This window comes from Actinosynnema sp. CA-299493 (assembly GCF_050946825.1).
Taxonomy (GTDB): domain Bacteria; phylum Actinomycetota; class Actinomycetes; order Mycobacteriales; family Pseudonocardiaceae; genus Actinosynnema.
The window spans coordinates 2,357,063-2,376,665 of record NZ_CP191993.1 but is presented as its reverse complement, the minus strand read 5'-3'; the positions used below and the strand labels follow the sequence as shown (position 1 = coordinate 2,376,665).

21 protein-coding genes are annotated in these 19,603 nt (G+C 72.1%); 8 read left to right on the top strand and 13 right to left on the bottom strand.

The window, feature by feature from the left end:
• Positions 1-104: 104 nt before the first annotated feature.
• The gene (locus tag ACQPYE_RS11425; RefSeq protein WP_498721076.1) at positions 105-1,109 is read right to left on the bottom strand and encodes an efflux RND transporter periplasmic adaptor subunit; all 1,005 of its coding nucleotides are present in this window, start codon (positions 1,107-1,109) and stop codon (positions 105-107) included.
• 138 nt (positions 1,110-1,247) lie between these two features.
• Positions 1,248-2,255, bottom strand: a complete 1,008-nt coding sequence (locus tag ACQPYE_RS11420; protein ID WP_498721075.1) for a GDSL-type esterase/lipase family protein — start codon at positions 2,253-2,255, stop codon at positions 1,248-1,250.
• 657 nt (positions 2,256-2,912) lie between these two features.
• Between ACQPYE_RS11420 and ACQPYE_RS11415 the strand changes: the two genes are divergently transcribed.
• From ACQPYE_RS11415 to ACQPYE_RS11400, 4 genes are all read left to right on the top strand, one after another.
• Positions 2,913-3,284, top strand: a complete 372-nt coding sequence (locus ACQPYE_RS11415) for an ArsR/SmtB family transcription factor (RefSeq protein ID WP_498721074.1) — start codon at positions 2,913-2,915, stop codon at positions 3,282-3,284.
• 145 nt (positions 3,285-3,429) lie between these two features.
• Positions 3,430-3,609, top strand: a complete 180-nt coding sequence (locus ACQPYE_RS11410) for a hypothetical protein (protein ID WP_498721073.1) — start codon at positions 3,430-3,432, stop codon at positions 3,607-3,609.
• Positions 3,610-3,834: 225 nt separating this feature from the next.
• Positions 3,835-5,004: an L-histidine N(alpha)-methyltransferase gene (locus ACQPYE_RS11405; RefSeq protein WP_498721072.1), complete on the top strand. Its 1,170-nt coding sequence runs from the start codon at positions 3,835-3,837 to the stop codon at positions 5,002-5,004.
• Positions 5,001-5,567, top strand: a complete 567-nt coding sequence (locus ACQPYE_RS11400) for a hypothetical protein (RefSeq protein WP_498721071.1) — start codon at positions 5,001-5,003, stop codon at positions 5,565-5,567. The genes ACQPYE_RS11405 and ACQPYE_RS11400 overlap by 4 nt, the downstream gene beginning before the upstream one ends.
• 41 nt (positions 5,568-5,608) lie before the next feature.
• Here ACQPYE_RS11400 and ACQPYE_RS11395 read toward each other — a convergent pair whose 3' ends face one another.
• The 3 genes from ACQPYE_RS11395 to ACQPYE_RS11385 form a co-directional block, all read right to left on the bottom strand.
• Positions 5,609-5,965, bottom strand: coding sequence for a DUF6292 family protein (locus ACQPYE_RS11395; protein WP_498721070.1), 357 nt, complete (start codon positions 5,963-5,965; stop codon positions 5,609-5,611).
• Positions 5,966-6,085: 120 nt separating this feature from the next.
• The gene (locus ACQPYE_RS11390) at positions 6,086-7,705 is read right to left on the bottom strand and encodes a tannase/feruloyl esterase family alpha/beta hydrolase (protein WP_498721069.1); all 1,620 of its coding nucleotides are present in this window, start codon (positions 7,703-7,705) and stop codon (positions 6,086-6,088) included.
• Positions 7,706-7,811: 106 nt separating this feature from the next.
• Positions 7,812-8,342 carry a hypothetical protein gene (locus ACQPYE_RS11385; RefSeq protein ID WP_498721068.1) on the bottom strand — a complete coding sequence of 177 codons (531 nt, stop codon included), beginning with the start codon at positions 8,340-8,342 and terminating at the stop codon, positions 7,812-7,814.
• Positions 8,343-8,665: 323 nt separating this feature from the next.
• Between ACQPYE_RS11385 and ACQPYE_RS11380 the strand changes: the two genes are divergently transcribed.
• Complete coding sequence (locus ACQPYE_RS11380; protein WP_498721067.1) at positions 8,666-9,979, top strand: flagellar basal-body rod protein FlgG; 1,314 nt, start codon at positions 8,666-8,668, stop codon at positions 9,977-9,979.
• Positions 9,980-10,041: 62 nt separating this feature from the next.
• Here ACQPYE_RS11380 and ACQPYE_RS11375 read toward each other — a convergent pair whose 3' ends face one another.
• The 3 genes from ACQPYE_RS11375 to ACQPYE_RS11365 form a co-directional block, all read right to left on the bottom strand.
• Positions 10,042-10,896 carry an NAD(P)-dependent oxidoreductase gene (locus ACQPYE_RS11375; RefSeq protein ID WP_498721066.1) on the bottom strand — a complete coding sequence of 285 codons (855 nt, stop codon included), beginning with the start codon at positions 10,894-10,896 and terminating at the stop codon, positions 10,042-10,044.
• 69 nt (positions 10,897-10,965) lie between these two features.
• Entirely contained in the window at positions 10,966-11,568 is a 603-nt protein-coding gene (locus tag ACQPYE_RS11370; protein ID WP_498721065.1) for an amidase family protein, read from the bottom strand.
• Positions 11,569-11,704: 136 nt separating this feature from the next.
• Complete coding sequence (locus tag ACQPYE_RS11365; protein ID WP_498721064.1) at positions 11,705-11,974, bottom strand: hypothetical protein; 270 nt, start codon at positions 11,972-11,974, stop codon at positions 11,705-11,707.
• Positions 11,975-11,991: 17 nt separating this feature from the next.
• Here ACQPYE_RS11365 and ACQPYE_RS11360 point away from each other — a divergent pair, with 17 nt between their 5' ends.
• Complete coding sequence (locus ACQPYE_RS11360; RefSeq protein WP_498721063.1) at positions 11,992-12,630, top strand: hypothetical protein; 639 nt, start codon at positions 11,992-11,994, stop codon at positions 12,628-12,630.
• A gap of 364 nt (positions 12,631-12,994) precedes the next feature.
• Positions 12,995-13,933 carry a hypothetical protein gene (locus tag ACQPYE_RS11355; protein ID WP_498721062.1) on the top strand — a complete coding sequence of 313 codons (939 nt, stop codon included), beginning with the start codon at positions 12,995-12,997 and terminating at the stop codon, positions 13,931-13,933.
• A gap of 13 nt (positions 13,934-13,946) precedes the next feature.
• Here ACQPYE_RS11355 and ACQPYE_RS11350 read toward each other — a convergent pair whose 3' ends face one another.
• Both ACQPYE_RS11350 and ACQPYE_RS11345 read right to left on the bottom strand, forming a co-directional pair.
• Positions 13,947-14,822, bottom strand: coding sequence for an ABC transporter permease (locus tag ACQPYE_RS11350; protein ID WP_498721061.1), 876 nt, complete (start codon positions 14,820-14,822; stop codon positions 13,947-13,949).
• Positions 14,819-15,703: an ABC transporter ATP-binding protein gene (locus ACQPYE_RS11345; RefSeq protein WP_498721060.1), complete on the bottom strand. Its 885-nt coding sequence runs from the start codon at positions 15,701-15,703 to the stop codon at positions 14,819-14,821. Before ACQPYE_RS11345 ends, ACQPYE_RS11350 begins: the two co-directional genes overlap by 4 nt.
• A 115-nt stretch (positions 15,704-15,818) precedes the next feature.
• Between ACQPYE_RS11345 and ACQPYE_RS11340 the strand changes: the two genes are divergently transcribed.
• Positions 15,819-16,520 (top strand): MerR family transcriptional regulator, encoded by a 702-nt coding sequence (locus ACQPYE_RS11340; RefSeq protein WP_498721059.1) that lies wholly within the window; start codon positions 15,819-15,821, stop codon positions 16,518-16,520.
• On the opposite strand, the gene ACQPYE_RS11335 is transcribed toward ACQPYE_RS11340, so the two are convergent.
• Genes ACQPYE_RS11335 through ACQPYE_RS11325 form a run of 3 tightly spaced genes read right to left on the bottom strand, consistent with a single transcriptional unit; the run spans position 16,490 to position 19,511 of the window.
• Entirely contained in the window at positions 16,490-17,146 is a 657-nt protein-coding gene (locus ACQPYE_RS11335; RefSeq protein WP_498721058.1) for a response regulator, read from the bottom strand. The genes ACQPYE_RS11340 and ACQPYE_RS11335 overlap by 31 nt on opposite strands.
• Positions 17,143-18,090: a sensor histidine kinase gene (locus ACQPYE_RS11330; RefSeq protein ID WP_498721057.1), complete on the bottom strand. Its 948-nt coding sequence runs from the start codon at positions 18,088-18,090 to the stop codon at positions 17,143-17,145. Before ACQPYE_RS11330 ends, ACQPYE_RS11335 begins: the two co-directional genes overlap by 4 nt.
• A gap of 20 nt (positions 18,091-18,110) precedes the next feature.
• Complete coding sequence (locus tag ACQPYE_RS11325; protein WP_498721056.1) at positions 18,111-19,511, bottom strand: serine hydrolase domain-containing protein; 1,401 nt, start codon at positions 19,509-19,511, stop codon at positions 18,111-18,113.
• Positions 19,512-19,603 lie beyond the last annotated feature (92 nt).

Sequence of the window (19,603 nt, the reverse complement as noted above, 5' to 3'; positions counted from 1 at the left end):
GGAGAGCGGTGGGGAGAACGACGAGGCGGGCGGTGGCGGCACCAGCGCGGGTGGCACGGGCGGAGGTGGCACGGGTGGGGGCGGCGTGAACGGGGGTGGCGTGGTCACTTGCGCCCCGCCCCCGGCTCGACCTGGCCGGCGACCTCGCCTGGCGGCAGGTTCGGTCCGGGCACGGCCAGCGTCTCCTCGCCCGTGAGGCCCGACTTGATCTCCACGACCTTGCCGTCGGTGAGGCCGAGCACGACGTCGGTGGTCACCTTGGCGCCGTCGGCGCCGACCACGTCGACCTTGCCCTTGCCCTGGCCGCCCGCGACCGCCTCGACCGGCACGACCAGCGCGTTCTGCGCGGACGCGGTGACCAGTTCGAGGGTGGCGGCGGCCCCGTTGACCATCTTGACGTCGGCGGGCGCGGTGCACACCAGGCGCAGCCCGGTCGGCTCGGAGGAGTTGTCCGGCTCCTGCTGCCGGGGAGGCGGCGCGGGGGTGTCGGCGCCGGTGGTGCCGCTGTCGTCGGGGTCCGGCTGCGCGGGCGGCGGCGCGGGCACGGTGCCGACGGGCAGTGCCGCGATCGTGCCGAGCAGGGTGCACGGGAACGGGCCGGGGCCGTTCTTGATCTGCGCCTGCACGGTGCCCTGCGCGGCGTCGGAGATCCGGTAGGCCTGCTCGCCGTCGACCTCGGCGACGATGCCGTAGCCCGCGTGCTTCGCCGACGCGATCGGCATGCCCGCGGTGACCGTGGCGCGGTCGTCGACCAGGCGTCCGCCGAACGTGGAGCCGGCGGGCACGTCGACGTTGGTGGGTTGGCCGTCGGTCCACACCGTGGCGATCCGGGTCGGCCTGGTCGGCGTGGCGGTCGGTTCCGCCACGGTCCAGTAGCGCACCTGGCCCGCGACCGGCGCCACGATCCCGAACAGCGGGTTCATGGTGACCTTGCCGGTCAGGCTGACCTTGTTGGTCAGGTCCTGCCTGGTCGGCGTGGCCGTGGTCTGCACGGTGCCGCGCGGCGCGAGCTCCGGGTTGACCGGCTCGGCTCCGGTCGACGTGCACGAGGCCGCGGCGAGCACCGCCGCGGCCAGTCCGCACACGCGGACGAAGGCAGATGTGGACACCGGTCCCCCCAAAGCGATTCCCCTGTCCGGTCTCGCCAATTTACCCATGAGACGCGGGCGGGATCATCGGGGTTGCGTGCCAACGGGAAACCGCTCTCACCCCGACCGGGACGAGAGCGGTTTCCGGTGCTCAGGGTGTTATGCGACCGCGTGCAGGTTGCCGTCGGCGCCGGCGAGGCAGCGGGCCGAGCCCGTGCCGCCGCCGACGAACTCGGTGAGGCAGCGGCCGAGCTGCTCGTGGCCGGCGGCGTTCGGGTGGAACGACTGCTGGGCCAGGTGCAGGCCGATGGCGTCCAGGCCGCCGGTCACCAGCGCGTACGGGTCGACGGTCAGCCTACGCTGCCACTCGCCCGCGGAGCTCTCGCCCTTGCTGCACGCCTCGCGGTTCTCCGTGGCGCGGGAGAAGTCGAGGAACTTCACGCCGGACCGGGTGGCCACGCCGCGCAGCGCCTCGGACAGCTGCGGCACGGCGGTCGTGCGGCCGTAGCCCGCGTCTGCCAGGCGCAGCGGGCAGCCCTGCGGGCCGTGCAGGTAGCGGTCCATCTTCTCGGTCACCGGCGAGGCGTACGAGGTGAGGACCAGGTTGTAGGCGGCGTCGGCGTAACCGGCCTGGGCCATCGCGGAGCGGACGTCGCGCAGGGCGTTCTCCACCTTGGGCGCCATCGCGGCCAGCCGGCCGGACCACTCGCGTTCCAGCGTGGAACGGCAGCTCGAGCCGAACGGGTTCGCCCACGCGGCCACGCAGTCGACCATGGTGTCGGCGAACCGCACGTCGTCGTTCGCGCCGACCTGCACGACCACGGTGGTGACGCGGTACTGGCGGGCGATGTCGATCAGCCGCCGCGCCTGCGAACCCTCGGTGTAGTGCACGGTGTCGGCCAGCGACACGTTCGCCGAGTCCGCGCCGGAGCAGGCCAGGTTGATCGTGCGGTCGGCCAACCGGGTGCGGTGGACCATGGCCTGGGTGGAGCGGTGGCACCAGTTGCCGTTCTCGCCCGCGGTGCCCGGCTCGTAGGACCCGGCGCCCTCGCCGGACATCGCGCTGTCGCCGAGCGACACCACGGCGGTCGGCCGGTCGTCGACGGCGCTCGCCGTGACGGGGACCGCGAAGAAGGTGGAACCGGTGAGCAAGAGCGCGCCGACCACGGCGCCAACCTGTTTCCGCGACACCGCAGGCCTCCAAGGGGGTTGCCGTCGATCGGACGTGATCCGACCGTAGGGCGCGCGTAACGTGCCGACAACGTCCGATCGGCTGTTTCACTCGAACCTTCGGCCGTCCGCACGCGGCCCACCGGCCGAACGCGGCGCCCGGTGGCCCCGGACCGTCCACAGAGGAGCATGCGGTCGATCGGCCCCGGGCGGGCGGGTGGTCGGCGCAGGCCCGGGACGGGTTCGCTGGTCGGACCTGGTTCAGCAGATGGAGTCAGCCGGTGCTCCAGGTCCCCGACTCAGTGCGCCGGCGGCAGTCCGACCTCCGCGTCGGCGGGCTCGGTGTGCACGGTGACGGCGGTCAGGCGTGGGGACGGCGCGCTTGAGGTGGTGCTCGACCTCGTGCGCGATGCGGTGGCCCTGCTCGACGCTCAGCCCCGCGTCCACCCCGATCGCCGGCTCCGCCCGCATCCCCCGCTCGCTGCTCTCCAGGGCGGTGTCCACGCGGTCCGCCGAGCGGTGGCCGTGCCCGTGCCCGTGGCCATGTCCGTGCGTTCTGCCGGTCACCGGTCCGCCTTTCGTCGATCTCCGAGTGCGCCGTTGCCAGCATACCTGCGCATTCACGCAGATACGCAAGCAAGTAGACTGTCCTCCATGCACACCGCGTTGTCGGACTTCGACATGCCCAACGACGAGCAGGTCCACCTGGCCGCCGAGTCGTTCCGCCTGCTCGCCGACCCGACCCGGATCAAGGTGCTGTGGGCGTTGTTGCAGGGCGAGTCCTCGGTGGCCTGCCTCGCCGAGCTGGCGGGCGCCGCGCCGACCGCGGTGAGCCAGCACCTGGCCAAGCTGCGCCTCGCCGGTCTGGTGAAGGGCCGCCGCGAGGGCACGTTCGTCTACTACTCCGCCGCCAACGACCACGTGAGAACTCTGCTGGCGCAAGCGCTCTTCCACGCCGACCAGGTCGACCGGGGCATCCCGCCCGCCGACGACGCCGAGCAGGAGGTCGCGCGCCACCGGCACTGAGCGCGACCGGCCACTTCACCCTTACGTCGCAACGAACCGGGCATATCAGTGCAGCTCAACGGGTATCCGAAGGACCCCAACCCGGTTCGACGAGGAGCAGGACCATGGGCACCTCCCTCTTCCCCTTCCGCGACGGGAGGCTGTGATGGCGCAGTCGCGGGACCTGATCGACGTCCGCAGCGGAGACCTCTTCCACCAACCCGTCCCCTACGGCCTGGTGTACCCGACGTGCACGGCTGACGGTGAAGCGCCGCCCAGCCAGCGCGGCCGGACCTGGGAACACCTGACCGCGTCGGGCCGCGTCCTCCAGCCGGTGGGCCGGTGAGGCGCGGCAGCTTTCCCCCGACGGGGCCGTGGGCAACCGCCCGCGGCCCCGTTCTCGTTGGTGGCGCGGGAAAACCGGCGGCGGTGGGCCGGGTCGACCGGGTCCGCGCGAGCCGGGCCGGGCCGGGTCGACCGACGACGCGCCGAGCCCGCGGTGGCGAAAGTCGCGTGACCGTCGGTGGTGATCGGTAGGCTCCGCGGTGCGGACCACAGCGGAGGAGGCCGAGTGACGGCGAGCGACGGGCGGCTGGTCGGCGACCTGGCCAGGGCCATCGACGAGTCGGACTTCGCCTGGTCGCTGGTGCTCGTCGGCGAGGACCAGCGGGACAAGCTGGCCGCCCTGACCAGCGACCTGATCAACAAGCCGTCGACCAGCGGCGACGGCAAGCAGATCACCTCCGGCTACGCCTACTGGGGCATCGGGCCGACGATCGCCTGGGCGCACGCCTGCGCGGACCCGTTCTACCTGGTGATGAAGCAGAGCCTGGACTCGTTCACCCGCCGCTGGGGCCGGGTGCGCGGCCGGATCGGCGAGGGGTTCCACCACGTCAGCTTCGGCGTCGGCACCGGCCACAAGGACCGGCTGATCCTGGAGCACCTGCTGGAGCGCAACCCCGGCCTGCTCTACGTGCCGGTCGACATGAGCTCGGAGATGCTGCGGCTCGGCACGCAGGAGGCCACGCACCGCGTCGGCCTGCGCGGGCACCGCGTGGTGCCGGTGCAGCTCGACTTCTCCATCCCCGACAACCTGGCCGAGCTGCGCGAGCTGGTCCACCGGCTGGTCGGCGACGAGCCGGTGCTGTACTCGCTGCTGGGCAACACGCTGGCGAACTTCGACCAGGACGGCGAGCTGCTCGCGAACCTCACCGCGCTGGCCCGGCCGCAGGACCTGTTCCTGCTGGAGGTCGCCACCACCGAGGCGTTGGACGACGACCTGGCGCAGGACGCGGTCGAGGAGTACGCCCGCAGCCGGGCCTACCGCGAGTTCGTGACCAGCGCGCTGCTGCACAACACCGACCTGACGATCAACGTGGACGCGGTGCAGTTCCGCGGCGCGGTCGAGGGCGACCGGGCGTTGAAGGTGAAGGTCGTCTACCAGAACCAGACCGGCGGCGACATCATGATGATGCTGCCCGACCGGAACCGGGTGCCGTTCCCCGACCGGGACACCATCCGCCTGTACCTGACCCGCAAGTACGCGCGCAAGGCGTTGGACGGGATCGTGCGCGAGGCCGGGATGCGCAAGGTCACCGGCACGCACTCCGACTTCGGCGTGCCGCGCTCGTCGCAGGGCTTCGGCATGGACCTGCTGCTGCTCGCCCCCGGTGAGCCGGTGCCCGCGCCGAGGGCCGACGACGACGTGGCCAACGTCATCTGGGGAACTGACCGCCGATGACCCGGATCGCGATCACGGCGCTCACGTTCGGCGCGCTCGCGGTGGCGGTGGCGCTGGGCGTGACCTGGTTCGCGGTGTCACCGCCCGGCGACCGGTGGGAGCCGGCGGTGAACTCGTTCGCGCTGCTCGCGGGCATCACCGGCATCTTCGCCGAGCGGTGGGCGGCGCAGCGCGAGCAGCGCAACCAGGCGCTCGGGTCGATCCGGCTGGAGATGGCGCGCAACCGGGAGACGCTGGACGGCGAGGCGTTCAGCGCGTCGAGCTCACCCGGCCGGCGGGTGTACCCGAGGCTGGTGCAGTCGGCGGTGGACGCGGCGTTGTCGTCGGGGGCGCTCAGCCCGCACCGCGACGCCGACCTGATCGACCTGCTGCACCGGTGGCGCACGGCGGTCGCGTCGGTGAACCGGCGGCTGGAGCTGACCGAGATGCTGGTGTTCACCAGCGCGTCGGACGAGAAGGCCGAGCAGTTCCACAAGGCGCTGCACAGCGCCGGCGGCTTCTTCCAGGGCGTGCGGGCGCTCCTCGACGAGGCGCAGGCCACCCTCGGCCCGGTGCTGCCTTAGCACGAAGCCGGCCGGCTCCGGGCTGCTCGGCTCACGGTCGCTCAGCTCGCGGCGAGCAGCTCGTTGTCGCCGAGCACGAGGCCGAGCCCGTCGACCCAGCGGGCCACGGCGGCGGGGTCCGGTCGAATCGGGCCGCGCAGCCTGGCCAGCACGAACGGCGGTTCGACGCTGTCGGCCTCCACCGCGACCGACCAGCCGCGGCCCTCGTCCCACAGCAGCGCCACGTCCCGGTCGGCGAAGCCGGGCAGGTGGCCGTCGAGCGCGAGGTAGGCGTTGAGGCGGGTGCCGTCGGCCTGCACGCAGGAGCACTCGCCGCTGAGGCCGAGCGCCCGCGTCACCGCCGAGACGTAGCCCAGCAACGCGCGCACCGCGCTGTCGTCATCGAGTTCCCAGTCCATCGCGCACCACCGTCCCCGCCCCGCTGTTCCCTGCCTGCGCCAGCACCCCGGCACGGTTCGGGTAGCCCGATCGTGCGGTTTCAAAACACGGACGTCCGGACTGCTTGGCCGGCGCGGGCGTCAGGGAGCGGCTGGACCAGGCTTTTCGTGCAGGTAGACGCCCACCCAGTCGACCGCGTCACGGGTCGGCCCCGCCGGCGGGGCGGCCACGAAGTTCGCCGCGTCGTCGATGCTGCCGGTGCCGTCGTAGCGGGCGGTCAGCGGGTAAGGGAACACCGGCCGGGTGCGGACCGCGTCGCCGGCCCGGCCCGTGGCGACCACCCGGTCCGGCGCGACGCCCCGCTCCACCCAGGCCAGCAGCTCGCGGATCGGGTCGAACGTGGTCACCGCGCCACCGCCACCGCAGTGGTGCAGGCCGGGGACCATGAACACCCTGGCCCACGAGCGGAGGTCGCCGTCGCGCCGCGCCAGCCGTTCGTAGTAGTCCAGCAGGGCGCGCGGCGGGACGCCCTGGTCGCTCCAGCCGTGCCAGAGGATCAGCTTGCCGCCCGCGTCGCGGAACTCGTCCAGGTCGAGGCTCATCGCGTTGCCGCGCACGCCTTCGACGTTGAGCAGGGCGAGCTGCTCGGCGGTGAACTCGACGTCGGCCAGCGACGAGCCGGGCGAGCCGACCGGGAAGCCCATGTGCTTGAGGAAGTTGTCCGCGAGCAGGGCGGAGAACGTGGCGGCGCGGGCGTCGGTGGTCGGCGTGATCCAGTCCGACCAGGCCAGCTCGGAGCCGCGTTCCTGCCCGGCCGGGTAGAGCCGCCTGCCGTCGGGGTCCTTCGGGCCCGCGTACAGCTTGCGGACCACGTCGAGCTGCCGGGCCGTGAGGCACTTGCCGCCGGTGTCGGCGCACTTCAGCGGCGCGGGGTCGTAGTCGCACCGGCGCGGGTCGTCGATCTGGTCGTCCACCAGGCCGTCGATGCGGTCGCAGTGCCGCATCACGGCGTCGTGCAGCAGGGGCAGCAGGTCGGTGGTGAGGACCGGCAGGCCGTCCGCGCCGGTGTTCGTGCGGGCCAGCCACGCCTGGTAGAGCACGAGCGGGCTCTGGTAGTTGGCGGGCGCGCCGGCGATGACGCCGTCGAAGTCGTGCGGGTAGCGCTGGGCCAGCAGCAGCCCTTCCCGACCGCCGTTGGAGCAGCCGGCGAAGTAGGAGAACGCGGGCGGGTCGCCGTAGAAGTCCTCGATGACCCGCTTGGCGGCCATCGACACCACGTGCGGCGCGCGGAACGCGAAGTCGTCGCGGGCGGCCTGGTTCGCGGCGGCGGGCCTGCCGTCGGCCGACCTCACCGCGCCCCGCCCGACGTGCCCGTCGTCCGTGGTGGCGACCGCGACACCGCCGACCTCCGGGCCGCAGTCGGGGAACGAGGGCGACACGAGCTCGCCGCAGAACCCGCCGCAGCCGTGCTGGAGGTAGCGGCCGGTGTAGGTGGTGGTCGGCAGCTTCAGCTGGAACCGGACCTCCGGCTCGACGTAACCGAGCACGGCGCAATGAGCGGCCTCGCGACCCCTCGCCACCGCTTCCGCCTGCGTCACGTGCGCACGCGTGCCGGGGATCTCGAAGTCGCCCACCAGGTCCGCGCACTCGGCCACGGGCCGGATCGTCGCGCCCTGCTCGGCGGGTGCGGCGGCGAGAGCGGCGACCAGGGCCACCACCATGCCGACCAGCACGCCCCACCGGATCACTCGCGCCTCCATCGCCGCCCATTCTGCCGATCATCCGCGCACCGACCGGGTCCCGGGGTCCGGCCACGGGCGCGTGCGGAGTATCCCCCGCTCGGGGGGTCGACGGACGGGGAACGGGTCAGGGCCGGGGTGTGAGGACCGCGACGCCCGCGATGTCGTCCAGGTACTCGGCGGTGAAGCCACCGGCGACGTTCTCCGCCTCGGCGATCACCACCGTGACGCCGTCGACCACGGTGGAGTCGTAGTTGTGCGCGGTGAACGGGACGTCCTTGATCTGCAACAACGACCCCGACAGCGGGGTGAGGTCACCGGTGCCGTGGACGTCTTCGAGCCGTTTGAACTCGCGGGCCTCGTCCCGGTCGTCGAACTCGATCCAGGCGACGAACACGACCGCCGTCCCGCCCTTGTCGTCGGTGACGGTGAACAGCATCCGGTCGAGCGCCACGCAGGGCACGGCCTTCAGCAGCTCCTGCACCTGCCCGAACGAGTGGGACGCGCACTCCTCGTCGGCCCGGGTCGCCCGGTCGACGACCCGGAGCCCGGTGTCGCGCCAGACCTCGTCGGGGTCGTCGGGCGCCGCGAGCCCACCCGCCCCGGCGGCGACCACACCGGCCAGCGCGGCGGCGGCGATCAACCCACCGGACCCCACCCCACCACCTCCACCACCGACCGGCACCCGTCACCGACTGGTACCCGGTTCGACGGTAACCCTCACCTGCCGACTTCGGACAGGCCGGGTCCACCGAAGGACCACCGGCCGCGCCGCGCCGGACCCGGCGAGCCCGACCGAGTGACACCTCACGAAAGAACTCCGGCGCACCGGCAGCCCGAACACCACGAGTAATGCCGTCGGTGATCGTCGCGAACGTTTGATTCCCGTCCGAGTGAACCCGCCACCGGCAGTTGCACGCGCACGGCCCGCCAGGGATGGTGAATGAACAGCTCGCATCAATAGGAAAGAGTGGAAAAACCATGACGCAATTGCAGGAGCGACCCACTCAGGACGTGCAGTTCCAGGAGAAGCTCTGGCGGCAGTTCATGAAGGCGATCACGGACACGGTGAGCCTGACCGGCAGCGAGGCGCTGCAGGTCGTCTACCCGTTCACGCCCTGGGACTGGGGCGGCAAGGACTGGGTCGAGGGGACTTATCCCTACGAGCAGTGGGCGGCCCTCGACGTCGTGCCGGCCCTACCGCTGCAGAACGCGAAGGAATCACCGGCGTCCGCCCAGTCGGGCTTCTCCACCGGGTTCAAGAACTGGTACACCAAGCTGGCCATCGGCGACACGCAGGGCGACGAGCACTACCAGCGCCTCCAAGCCGAGCTCAAGACCCTGGAGGGCAAGTACAACCGCGCGCTGAACACCGGGAAGGCCGCTTGGATCAATTCCGGCAGCACCGCCACTTTCGCGGTGTGGCTGTCCACCGACGACGGCTACAGCTACAACGCGGCAATCAAGGAGGCGCGCAAAGAGCTCGAAAACCAGCAGGACACGATCGACGAGTACCTGGACCGCCTCCAGACGCCGGTCAAGGACATCAAGAAACGGTACAACGACCCGTCGTACAAGGTCACCGTCTGGAACCCGATCACGAACAAGGACGTAGTCCTCCGCACCTGGGCCACCAACCCGCTGGCGGCCATCCAGCACGTGAACACCATCACCGACACCAACTACGGCCATGATGCCACCAAGGGGAACAAGGCTACGATCAAATTCGACTACAGCTCCACGAAGTACGACTCGGACGCCTACGAGTTCGGCGGCAAGGTGACCTGGCAGGACTTCGGCTACGCCGTGGACGTGCAGGGCAATTACCAGTCCATCAAGTGGAACGAGGTATCCGAGAACTATTCGGTCGAGGTGACCTACCAGGATCTGACCACGGTGACGGTGTCCCCCGACGGCTGGTACGCCGGCACGGACATCACGACCTACGGTCGCGGCCCCTACGCCACGGGCTATTCGGCTTTCAAGGACGGCGACAAGAACTACTTCTTCGGCCCCGGCGGCGCGCTGAGCCGGCTCTACACCGGCTTGATCGTCGGCTACCGACCGACGATCAAGCTGGACCTGGGTGAAGCCGTGTCGAATTTCCTGTACACCCATTGGGAAGCGAACGCGACGGTTCGAATCGGCCCGTTCGCGTTCAACGCCAACGGAGAGAACGAGAACGAGAGTTCCACCATGACGAAGAAGGGCAGCGGCTTGGAGATCCAGTCCAACGCCAACTGGCCGATGATCAACGCCATGAAGTCGGACTGGACCCTCAACCCGAAGTCCTAGCATCACGGGCGCAGGCGGGGGTGCTGACGGCCCTACCGCCGTCAGCACCCCCGCCGGGTCGCTCAGGAGCCGAACGCCGCGATCACCGACGCCAGGTCCGCCCCGTTGCCCACCCGGCCCGCCGCCACCCGGTAGTGCTCGGTCAGCACCCGCATCAGCCGGTCGTCCGTGCCCGCCGCCGCCATCGCCGCCACGATCAGCTCGCCGTCCTTGACCGCGCCGTCGACCCCGAACGACGCCGAGAACTCACCGTCGATCATCGCCCGGCCCTTGACCTGCGCGTAAGTGCTGTCCACCGGACCACCGGCGATCGCCTCCAGGAACGCGTCGGGGTCCAACCCCAACCCCCGCGTCAACGCCACGGCCTGCGCGGTCGCGGCGGTGATCGACAGCACCCACGAGTTGGCCGCCAACTTGAGCCGCTGCCCGTCCCCGGGCCGTTCGCCCGCCCACACCGTCCGCAGCGCGATGGCGTCGAACACCGGCGCGAGGAACTCCCGCACCTCCACCGGCCCGGCCGCCAGCACGGTCAGCTTCCCCTGCTCCGCGGGCGCGCGGGCGCCCAGGACGGGCGCGTCCACGAACGGCACGCCGTAGGCCGCGGCCAGTTCCGCCAGGTGGTCGACACCGGCCAAGCCGACCGTGCCGCACTGCGCCCACACCGCGCCGCGCTCGACCGACGGCAACGCCTCGGCCATCACCCCGGCGGTCGCGTCGGCGTCGAACAGCATCGTCAGCACGACGTCCGCGCCGACGACCGCGCCCTTCGGGTCGTCGGCGACCACCGCGCCCTCGTCGGCCAGTGGACGCGCCTTGGCCAAGCCGCGGTTCCACACCGCGACGTCCACCTTGGACCGCAGCAGGCTCCGCGCCATCCCGGCGCCCATCAGACCCGTTCCCAACACCGCCACGCGCATGGACCCAACATCGCACCGCGGGCGGTGAGCCGCATCATGAACGCTTGTCGCACCGGTGAAGTAGCCCGATCAGGGAGTCGACGAGGCCAGGTACCCCGGCGTCCGTCGCGCGTGCGCCGCCTGTTCGAAGGCGGCGGCGAACCGCAGCACGGTCGCGTTCGGGTAGCCGGCCACGGCCGCCGGCGTCGACGACCCCAGCTCGAAGGCGTCACCGTCGCCGTACTCGGTCCACCACGCCGGCCCGTTCGTCGGCGCCATGATCACGTCCAGCCGGTGCGCGGCCAGCACCTCGTCGATCGAACGGCGGGCGAGCGCGGTCGCGGTCCGGCGCTGCTCGACGTACACCGGATCGGTCACCGGCGGCGCCTGCGCCGCCTCGATGACCAGCTCCTGCCCGAACTCGGCCAACTCCACCGGGTCGGCCTCGTTGAACGCGATCAGCTCGGACACCGTGCGCGGCACGCCCGGCCGCGTCGCCAGGTACCGCTCCAGGTCGTGCTTGAACTCCGTGACCAGCGCCGGGAACTCGGCGGCCTCGACCTGGGACTGGTACGGCAGCTCCACCTCGACCACCACCGCGCCGGACCGCCGCAGCACGTCCACCGCTTGCCGCACGACCCGGTCGGCCCCGGCGTCGCCACCGCCGCGCCCGAGCCGGACGACGAGCCGCACGGGTTGCGGTCGAGGACGTGCGGGTTGGTGGTCTGCCCGCCGATCGCGGACCACCTGGCGGGACGACGAGCACGCACAGCAGGGCCGCGAGCGGGGATCGCATGGTGGTCACCCCAGCCCCGGTCACCGTGCTCGGTCAACCCGCCGTTGGTCGGCGCCTCGGCTTGCCCGCCGCTCCGCGCACGCCTCCTGCCCGTTTCTTCGCCTGGCCTTCTGCCTGGCTTTCTGCTTGGCCTTCTACCTGACCTTCTGCCTGATCTTCTGCCTGGTCGACCCGGGCGTGCAGCCGTGCGCGGACCTCGTCCGGCGTGTAGGCGCGGCGCTTGCGCTCCGCACGTGCGACCACCACCCCGGTCGCCGCGACACCCGCGACACCGGCCAGGCCGAGCAGCTTCCACCAGCGCATCTGCCTAGGCTACCGGGATGGCTGGAACGAAGATCGGTCTGGACGAGGCGGTCGAGCTCACCCGCACCGGTGACGTGTGGCTGTTCCGGGGCAGCTCGGTGGCCGACCGGGCGATCCGGGTGACCACGAACAGCCCGGTCAACCACGTCGGCATGACCGTGGCCGTCGAAGACCTGCCGCCGTTGATGTGGCACGCCGAGATGGGCCGCTCCCTGCCGGACGTGTGGACGGGCACCCACCACCGGGGTGTGCAGCTGCACGACTTGCGCGACGCGGTGCTGGTGTGGGCGCGCAGGTACGGGCAGCGGGCGTGGCTGCGGCAACTCGACCGGCCGACGACGCGAGAGGAGGACGACGCGGTGCTGAGGACGGTGGCCCGGCTCAACGGCACGCCGTTCCCGTCCACGGCGAGGTTGGCCGGTCGGTGGTTGCGCGGGCGGTTGCCGAACTTGCGCAAGTCGTCGGACGCGACGTTGGAGACGGCGTACTGCGCGGAGGTGGTGGCGGTGACCTACGAGGAGATGGGGCTGCTGCCGGGCGGTCGTCGGGCGAACTGGTACGACCCGGGCCGGTTCTGGAGCGGGGACGAGCTGGGCCTGGTGGGCGGGGCGCGACTGGGCGAGGAGATCGCGGTGGAAATCCCCCCGACACCATGACCGCTCCCGGTCTCGGCGTCACCCGACCTCGGCGGCGCGTCAGTCCGTCTCAGCAGCAGTGGGTCCCTCAACCGGGCGAAGAGTGCAACCTGACGCAACCCGAACCGCATTACTCGTGTTAGCCGGATAAAACGGCCGGCCCGGCGGCGACCACGGGTGGGCAGACGCGGACCACGGGTGGCAGACGCGGTTCGTTTGGTTGGGCAGACGCGGATCGCTGGTCGGGCGGACACGGAACGCTGGTCGTGCGGACGCGCAACGCTGCTTGGTCAGGTGCGCAACGCTGGTGGGGCAGCCTCGGTTCGCTGGGCCGCCTTCGCGGAAACGGGAGTGTCGAAGGAGGTTCGGATCTAGCATTCGGTCGGTGAACAAGCGTGCGAGCGTGGCGTTGGTCGCCGTCCTGCTGGCCGGGGCCGGGTGCGTCGCCGAGGCCGACACGCCGCAAGCGCCGCCCCGGACCGGGCTGTTGGGCGCACTGGCGGACGTGCGGGCCACTGCCGAGTCGTCGGTGCTGGTGGAGTACGGGGACGTCGCGGCCGTGCGGGCGTTGCTCGCCGAGGACGCCGAGCGCTTCCGCGGCCTCCAGGGCTACGGGTACTCGGACCTGGCCGGTCACCGCCGCGTGCTGCCCGACCTGGTCGGGTTCGACCCGGGTGAGGCCACCACGGCGTTGCGGGTCGGGCAGCCGCCGAGGTGGGTCGCGGTGCTGCGGATGGACGTCGACGTGCCGGTGGTGGACGCCAAGTTCGAAGGGCTGGGCGCGCGGCGCGCCGGCTCGGGCGTGTGGACGACCGGTGAGGACGACCAGCTCGACCCGGACGGGCCGTTGGCGGAGGCCGGGATCGTGACCGGGTTCCAGCAGGTGCGGGTGGAGGCGGGCTCGGTGGTCCGCTCCCCCGCCGGTGAGTCGCTGAAGTGGGTCACCGAGCCGCCGGGTGACAAGTCGTTGGCCGACGACCCCATGATCGGCGAGTTGGCGCGGTGCCTCGGCGACGTCTCCGCCGCGTTGATCAGCAAGCCGAAGAGCGGGTTGCCGGTGGCGGCGGGGGTGCGCACGACCCCGGCGGGCGAGGGGACCGAGGTCGTGTGCGTGCCCGACGAGAACCCCAACGCGCTCAAGGACGTCGTGCGGACGAACCTGGAGACGGCGCACTGGGCGGAGGTGTTGCCCGGCGCGACGGTCGAGCAGCCCGCCGACCAGGCGGGCCTGGTGCGGGTGCTCGCGCCGGACGCGCCGGGCGCGCGGATCGGTCGGGTGCTCCAGGCGTCGCAGCGGGGTGAGTTGCCGAGGTTGTTCAGCTGAGCCGCTGAACCGGTCAGTTGAGCCGCTGGGCCACCTGTTCGCGGCGGGCCGCGACGGAGGAGCCCGACTCGCGCCGGGCCATCCGGCGCAGGGTGACGGACGCGAGGGCCAAGCCCACCACGGTCCACGCGCCGAGGGCGATCACGGTCTCCAGGTGACGCCACGAGCCACCGATCTCGGCCGCCGCGACCGCGTCCGGCAGCAGGGCGGACCGCAGCCCGAGCCCCAGCCAGTAGAGCGGGAACGCCTGGCCGACCCACTGGACCCACTCCGGCAGTGCGGTGATCGGGTAGAACACGCCCGACACCACGACCAGGGCCATGACCAGCAGGGTGACGAAGCCGAGGCTCTGGGTGCTGCCGAACACCGCCCCCACGATCGCACCCAACGGCAGGACCGCGAGCAGGCCGAGGACCAGCACCCACGCCAGGGTGACCCAGGTCGACACGCGACCCGGCCGCAGGCCGTCGAACAGCAGCATCGCGGGCACCAGGATGAGCACGAGCACCGCGACCGTCATCGCCGCCTTGCCCAGCACCTTGCCGACGACGTACGCGAGCACGCCGTTCGGCGTCGCCTTCGCCCGCAGCAACGTGCCGTCCTCGCGGTCCATGGTGAGGGTCATCGCCAGACCCATCAGGCCGGAGAAGACGGCGCTCATCGCGAGGATCCCCGGCACGGCCCGCGCGCCCAGCGGGAAGTCCAGGCCGGGCACGGCGCCGTCGCCGAACGCGTACATCACGACCAGCGCGACCACCGGCAGCCACAGCCAGCCCATCAGCTCGCCCGCGTTGCCCATGGTCTGACCGAACTCGATCCGACCCCGCCGCACCCCGGCGCGCACGGCCACCGCCCGGGCGTTCGCGCGATCACCGGCCCGGGCGTTCACGCGGTCACCAGCTCGGACTCGCGCACCAGCGCCAGGTACACGTCCTCCAGGCTCGCGCGCCGCACCTCCAGGTCGTCCACCGCCTTGCCGTGCTCGGCGAACAGCTCCCGCACGTAACCGGTGGAGTCGGCCACGGACAGCACGTGCTCCTCACCGCCCAGCCGGTAGCGCACCCGGGTCTCGCCGGCGATCCGGGTGGCCAGCTCCGCCGCCGTGCCGTCGGCGACCACCCGTCCGGCCACGAGGATCACGATGCGGTCGGCCAGCTTCTCCGCCTCGGCGAGGTCGTGGGTGGTGAGCAGGATGGTGGTGCCGGACAGCCCGCGCACCAGCTCGTGGAACTCGCGCCGGGCCTCGGGGTCGAAGCCGACCGTCGGCTCGTCCAGGAACAGCAGGTCGGGCTGCCCGATCAGGCCGATGGCGACGTCCAGCCGCCGCCGCTGCCCGCCGGACAGCGTGGCGATCCTCTTGTCGGCGTGGTCGGTCAGGCCGACCGACCCGATCAGCTCGTCGAGGTCGAACGCCCGCTCGCGGTACGGCTCGTAGCACAGGCTCAGGTAGGACAGCAGCTCGCGCACCCGCCACCGGCCGTGGTCGCGCCACGACTGGAGGACCACGCCGAGCCGGGCGCGCCACGCCTCGTCGCCGTCGTCGGGGTCGACGCCGAGCACCCGGACCTCGCCGGCGGACCGCTTGCGGAAGCCCTCCAGGACCTCGATGGTGGTGGTCTTGCCCGCGCCGTTGGGTCCGAGCAGCGCCACCACCTCGCCCGGTTCGACGGTCAGGTCGACGCCCTTGAGCACGTCGGTGGACCCGTACCTCATGCGCAGGCCGCGCGTGCGCACAACCGACGGTTTTCGCTGGTTGTCGTTGGTTTCCATGACTTGAACCGTATCGTTGAAGTACCATGTTTAAGGTTTTCGTGACTTGCCCCAGCAAGCTTCCTGACAACCTTCAAATTCCCGTTGAACCCGAGCGCGTGTGGGGTGTGTGCCGGTGGGGCTTCGCCCGGTGGATCTGGCCCGTGCCGCGGGCATCTCGGCGCAGCAGGTGCGCAACTACCTCGACGCCGGGGTGCTGCCGCCGGCCGAACGCTCGCCGGCGGGGTACCGGGTGTTCGACGAACGGCACCGGCGGGCGGTGACGACGTACCGGGCGCTGGGTCGCGGGTACGGGTGGGACGCCGCCAAGGCGATCATGCGCTCGATCCACGCCGGCGCGCCGGATCCGGCGTTGGCCAGGGTGGACGCCGAGCACGCGGCGGCGCACGGGCAGCGGCTGGCGTTGCGGGCGACGGCCGAGGCGTTGGAGGCGGTGGCCGGGCACCCGCCGGACGCGGTGCCGCGGACGGGGTTGCGGGTGGGCGAGTTGGCGGCGCGGCTGGGTGTGCGGCCGTCGGCGTTGCGGGTGTGGGAGGCGGCGGGCCTGCTGCTGCCCGGACGTGACGTCGACGGGCACCGGCGGTTCGGCCCGACGGACGTCCGCGACGCGCGCCTGGTGGCCACGCTGCGGCAGAGCCGCTACCCGCTGCCGACGATCAAGCCGATCATGGACGAGTTCCGCAGCTCGGGCGGCGCGGACGCGTTGCGCGCCGCGATCACCGCCCGGGAGGCCGAGCTGGGCCGGCGGGCGCGGTCGATGCTCGACGCCGCGACCGCCCTGCACGGCTACCTGGCGGTGGTCAGCCCGGCCTCGTAGGCGAGGATCGCGGCTTGGACCCGGTTGGTCACGTCGAGGCGGTGCAGGATGGCGCTGACGTGCGCTTTCACCGTGCCCTCGGTGACGGTCAGGCGTCGTGCGATGTCCTGGTTGGACAGTCCTTCGCCGACCAGTGCCAGGACTTCGCGCTCACGTCCGGTCAGGCTGGCGGCTCGTTCGCGGGCGCGGTCGTAGCGGGTGAGGCGTCCGCCGCGCAGGTCGGCGACCACGCGCCGGGCGATCCTGGGCGACAGGTAGGCCCCGCCCTCGGCCACCGCGCGCACGCCGATCAGCAGTTCCCTCGGGTCGGAGGCCTTGAGCAGGAAGCCGTCGGCCCCTTCGCCCAACGCCCGCGCGACGTACTCGTCCTCGTCGAACGTCGTCAGCACGACCACCGCGACCTCCGGCACGACCTGGCGCAGTTCCGCGGCGGCCGACAGGCCGTCCAGGCGGGGCATCCGGATGTCCAGCAGCACCACGTCCGGCCGGTGGGCTCGGGCCAGTTCGACCGCCTCGCGCCCGTCGACGGCCTCGGCGACCACTTCGATGGTCGGGTCGGTCTCCAGGATCGCCCGCACGCCGGCGCGGACCATCGCCTCGTCGTCGGCGAGCAGCACGCGGATCACGCCCCACCTTCCAGCGGCAGTCGGGCGGTCACCGTGAACCGGTCGTCGACCACGCCCGACCGCAGCGTGCCACCGAGCAACCGGACCCGTTCGGCCAGGCCCGCCAAGCCGCTGCCGTCGCCCGAGGGCGTCCGGTCCACCGGGTTGGTCACGGTGACCAGCACCTCGTCGGTGATGTGCAGCTCCGCGGTGACGGGCGCGCCGGGCGCGTGCCGGGCGGCGTTGGTCAGCGCTTCCTGCACCACCCGGTGCACGGCGCGGTCCAGCAGGGGCGGCAGCGGGGTGGGGTCGCCGGTGCGGGTCAGGACCACCGGCAGGCCGGCCTGGGCGGCCCGTGCCACCAGCGCCTCCACCGTCTCGTCGGGCGGTTCGACCGTGGCTTCCCGCAGCACGCCGACGGTGCGGCGCAGGCGGTCGGTGGCGGTCACCGCCGACTCGCGCAGCCCGGCCGCGGCCCGGCGGGCGGGCTCGGTGTCGGCGGTCAGCTCCACGGCGCCCGCGCGCAGCGCGATCAACGCCAGCTCGTGGCCGAGGGAGTCGTGCACGTCCGCCGCGAGCCGGGCACGCTCGCGCAGCCGGGCCCGGTCGGCGACCAGTTCCTGCGCCCGTTCCAGCTGCGCGATCCGCTCCCGTCCCGCCTCGACCAGCTCGGCCTGCTGCCGCCGGAACCGGCCGGCGAGCCACGGCAGCACCACGAACAAACCCAGGGTCGCCAACGCGCCGACGCCTTCCCAGACCCGCACCACCGCGATCACCAGCCCGACCGCCGCGACCGCGCCGACGACCAGCCCGCCCCGGCGCACGGGCCGGTGCCGGCCGTGCAGGTAGACCAGCGCGGACAGCACCGGGTAGAGCAGCTGCCGCCACACCGGCAGCGCGTCCGTGGCCAGCCCGTTGACCAGCCCCGCGACCGCGAGCGCCGCGAGGACCACGCCGTTCCGCATGGTGCGGACCCTACCGAGCGTCATCCCGCGTGGGCCGTCGCGCGGAGGCGGAGCAGCCGGGCGGTCGCCGTCGCCACGCCGGCCAGGGCCGCTACCACCACCGTGATCGTCAACGGCAGGGGGAAGTAGGTCAGCTGCGCCCAGGTGACCGTGCGGCCGTCCATCAGGATCGTGATCAGGTCCGGGTAGGCCGCGAGCAGCGCCGCCGGCACGAGCAGCGGCAGGAACCGCGGCGCCACCCGCCACGCCGGCGAACCCGCACGACGTCGTGCCCAGCGGCCCGACCGCCGCACACCGAGCACGCCGAGGCCGATGGCCGCCAGCGCGATCAGGCCGAGCACCAGCTCGAACGCCTGCCGACCGCCGCCGGGTGGTTCCGGGTCACGGCCCTGGCTCAACGCGATGAGGCCGTTGAGGACGTCGTAGGTCTCGTCGTACAGCGAGGCGCTGTTGGCCAGCACCGCGAACCCGTGGCCGGTGGCGGGCACGATCGCCTGCACGGCCGAGTAGGTGAACAGGTTGCCGGGGTGCATGAGCTGCTCCACGCCGTCCGGTCCCCGGTTGGGGATCCAGCCCATCGCGTAGTAGTCCACAGTGGACGACGTGTGCATGGTGCGCAGGCTGTCGGGTGACACGAGCGGCGTGCCGTTGCCGGTCTGACTGATCAGCCACTTGCCCATGTCGGCGGCCGTCGTGACGATCCCGCCCGAGCCGCCGTGGGCCAGGAAGCCGGGCAGCTCGGGCCTGCTCAGCCAGGCGCCGAACACCGAGTTGTAGCCGTCGGCGGGCGGGATGTCCGACCCCACCGTGCTGCGCGCCATGCCCAGCGGTCCGAACACGTGCTCCTTCAGGTAGTCGTCGAACGTCCGACCGCTCGCCACCTCGACCAGCCGTGCGGCCAGGTCGTAGTTCACGTTGCAGTACTCGTAGCGCGTGCCCGGGTCTGCGGCCAGCTCGGCGTCGGCCAGCTTCGCGGTGTGGTCGGCGAGGGAGGTCGAGGTCTCCAGCGCGGTCACGTCGATCGTGGTGTCGGAGAAGCCCGAGGTCTGGTTGAGCAGGTGCCGGACGGTGACGTCGGCGAAGCGGGGATCGGCCATGGTGAAGCCGGGCAGCTGGTCGGCCACCGGGTCGTCCAGCGCGATCCGGCCGTCCTCCACCAGCGTCATCACGGCCATCGCGGTGAACGACTTGCTGACCGACGCGATCCGCATCGGCGTGTCCTCGGTGACGGGAGCTCCCCGGGAGTCCTCGCCGTACCCGGCGGCGTGCACCACGCGGTCGCCTTGCGTCACCACCACCGACAGGCCCGGCACGCCGGTTTCGCGCACGACTTCGGCCAGGTAGTCGTCGATGGAGGTCGGCGCGGCGGGTGCCAGGAGCGCCGTGGCGGCGACCGTGATCAAGATCGGCAATGCCTTCATGCCGACGAACCTAGGAACCCCACCCCTGCGCGGACATCAGGCCACGGACCGGCACCCACCCCTGACGAAAGTCATAGATCAGGGACCCGGTG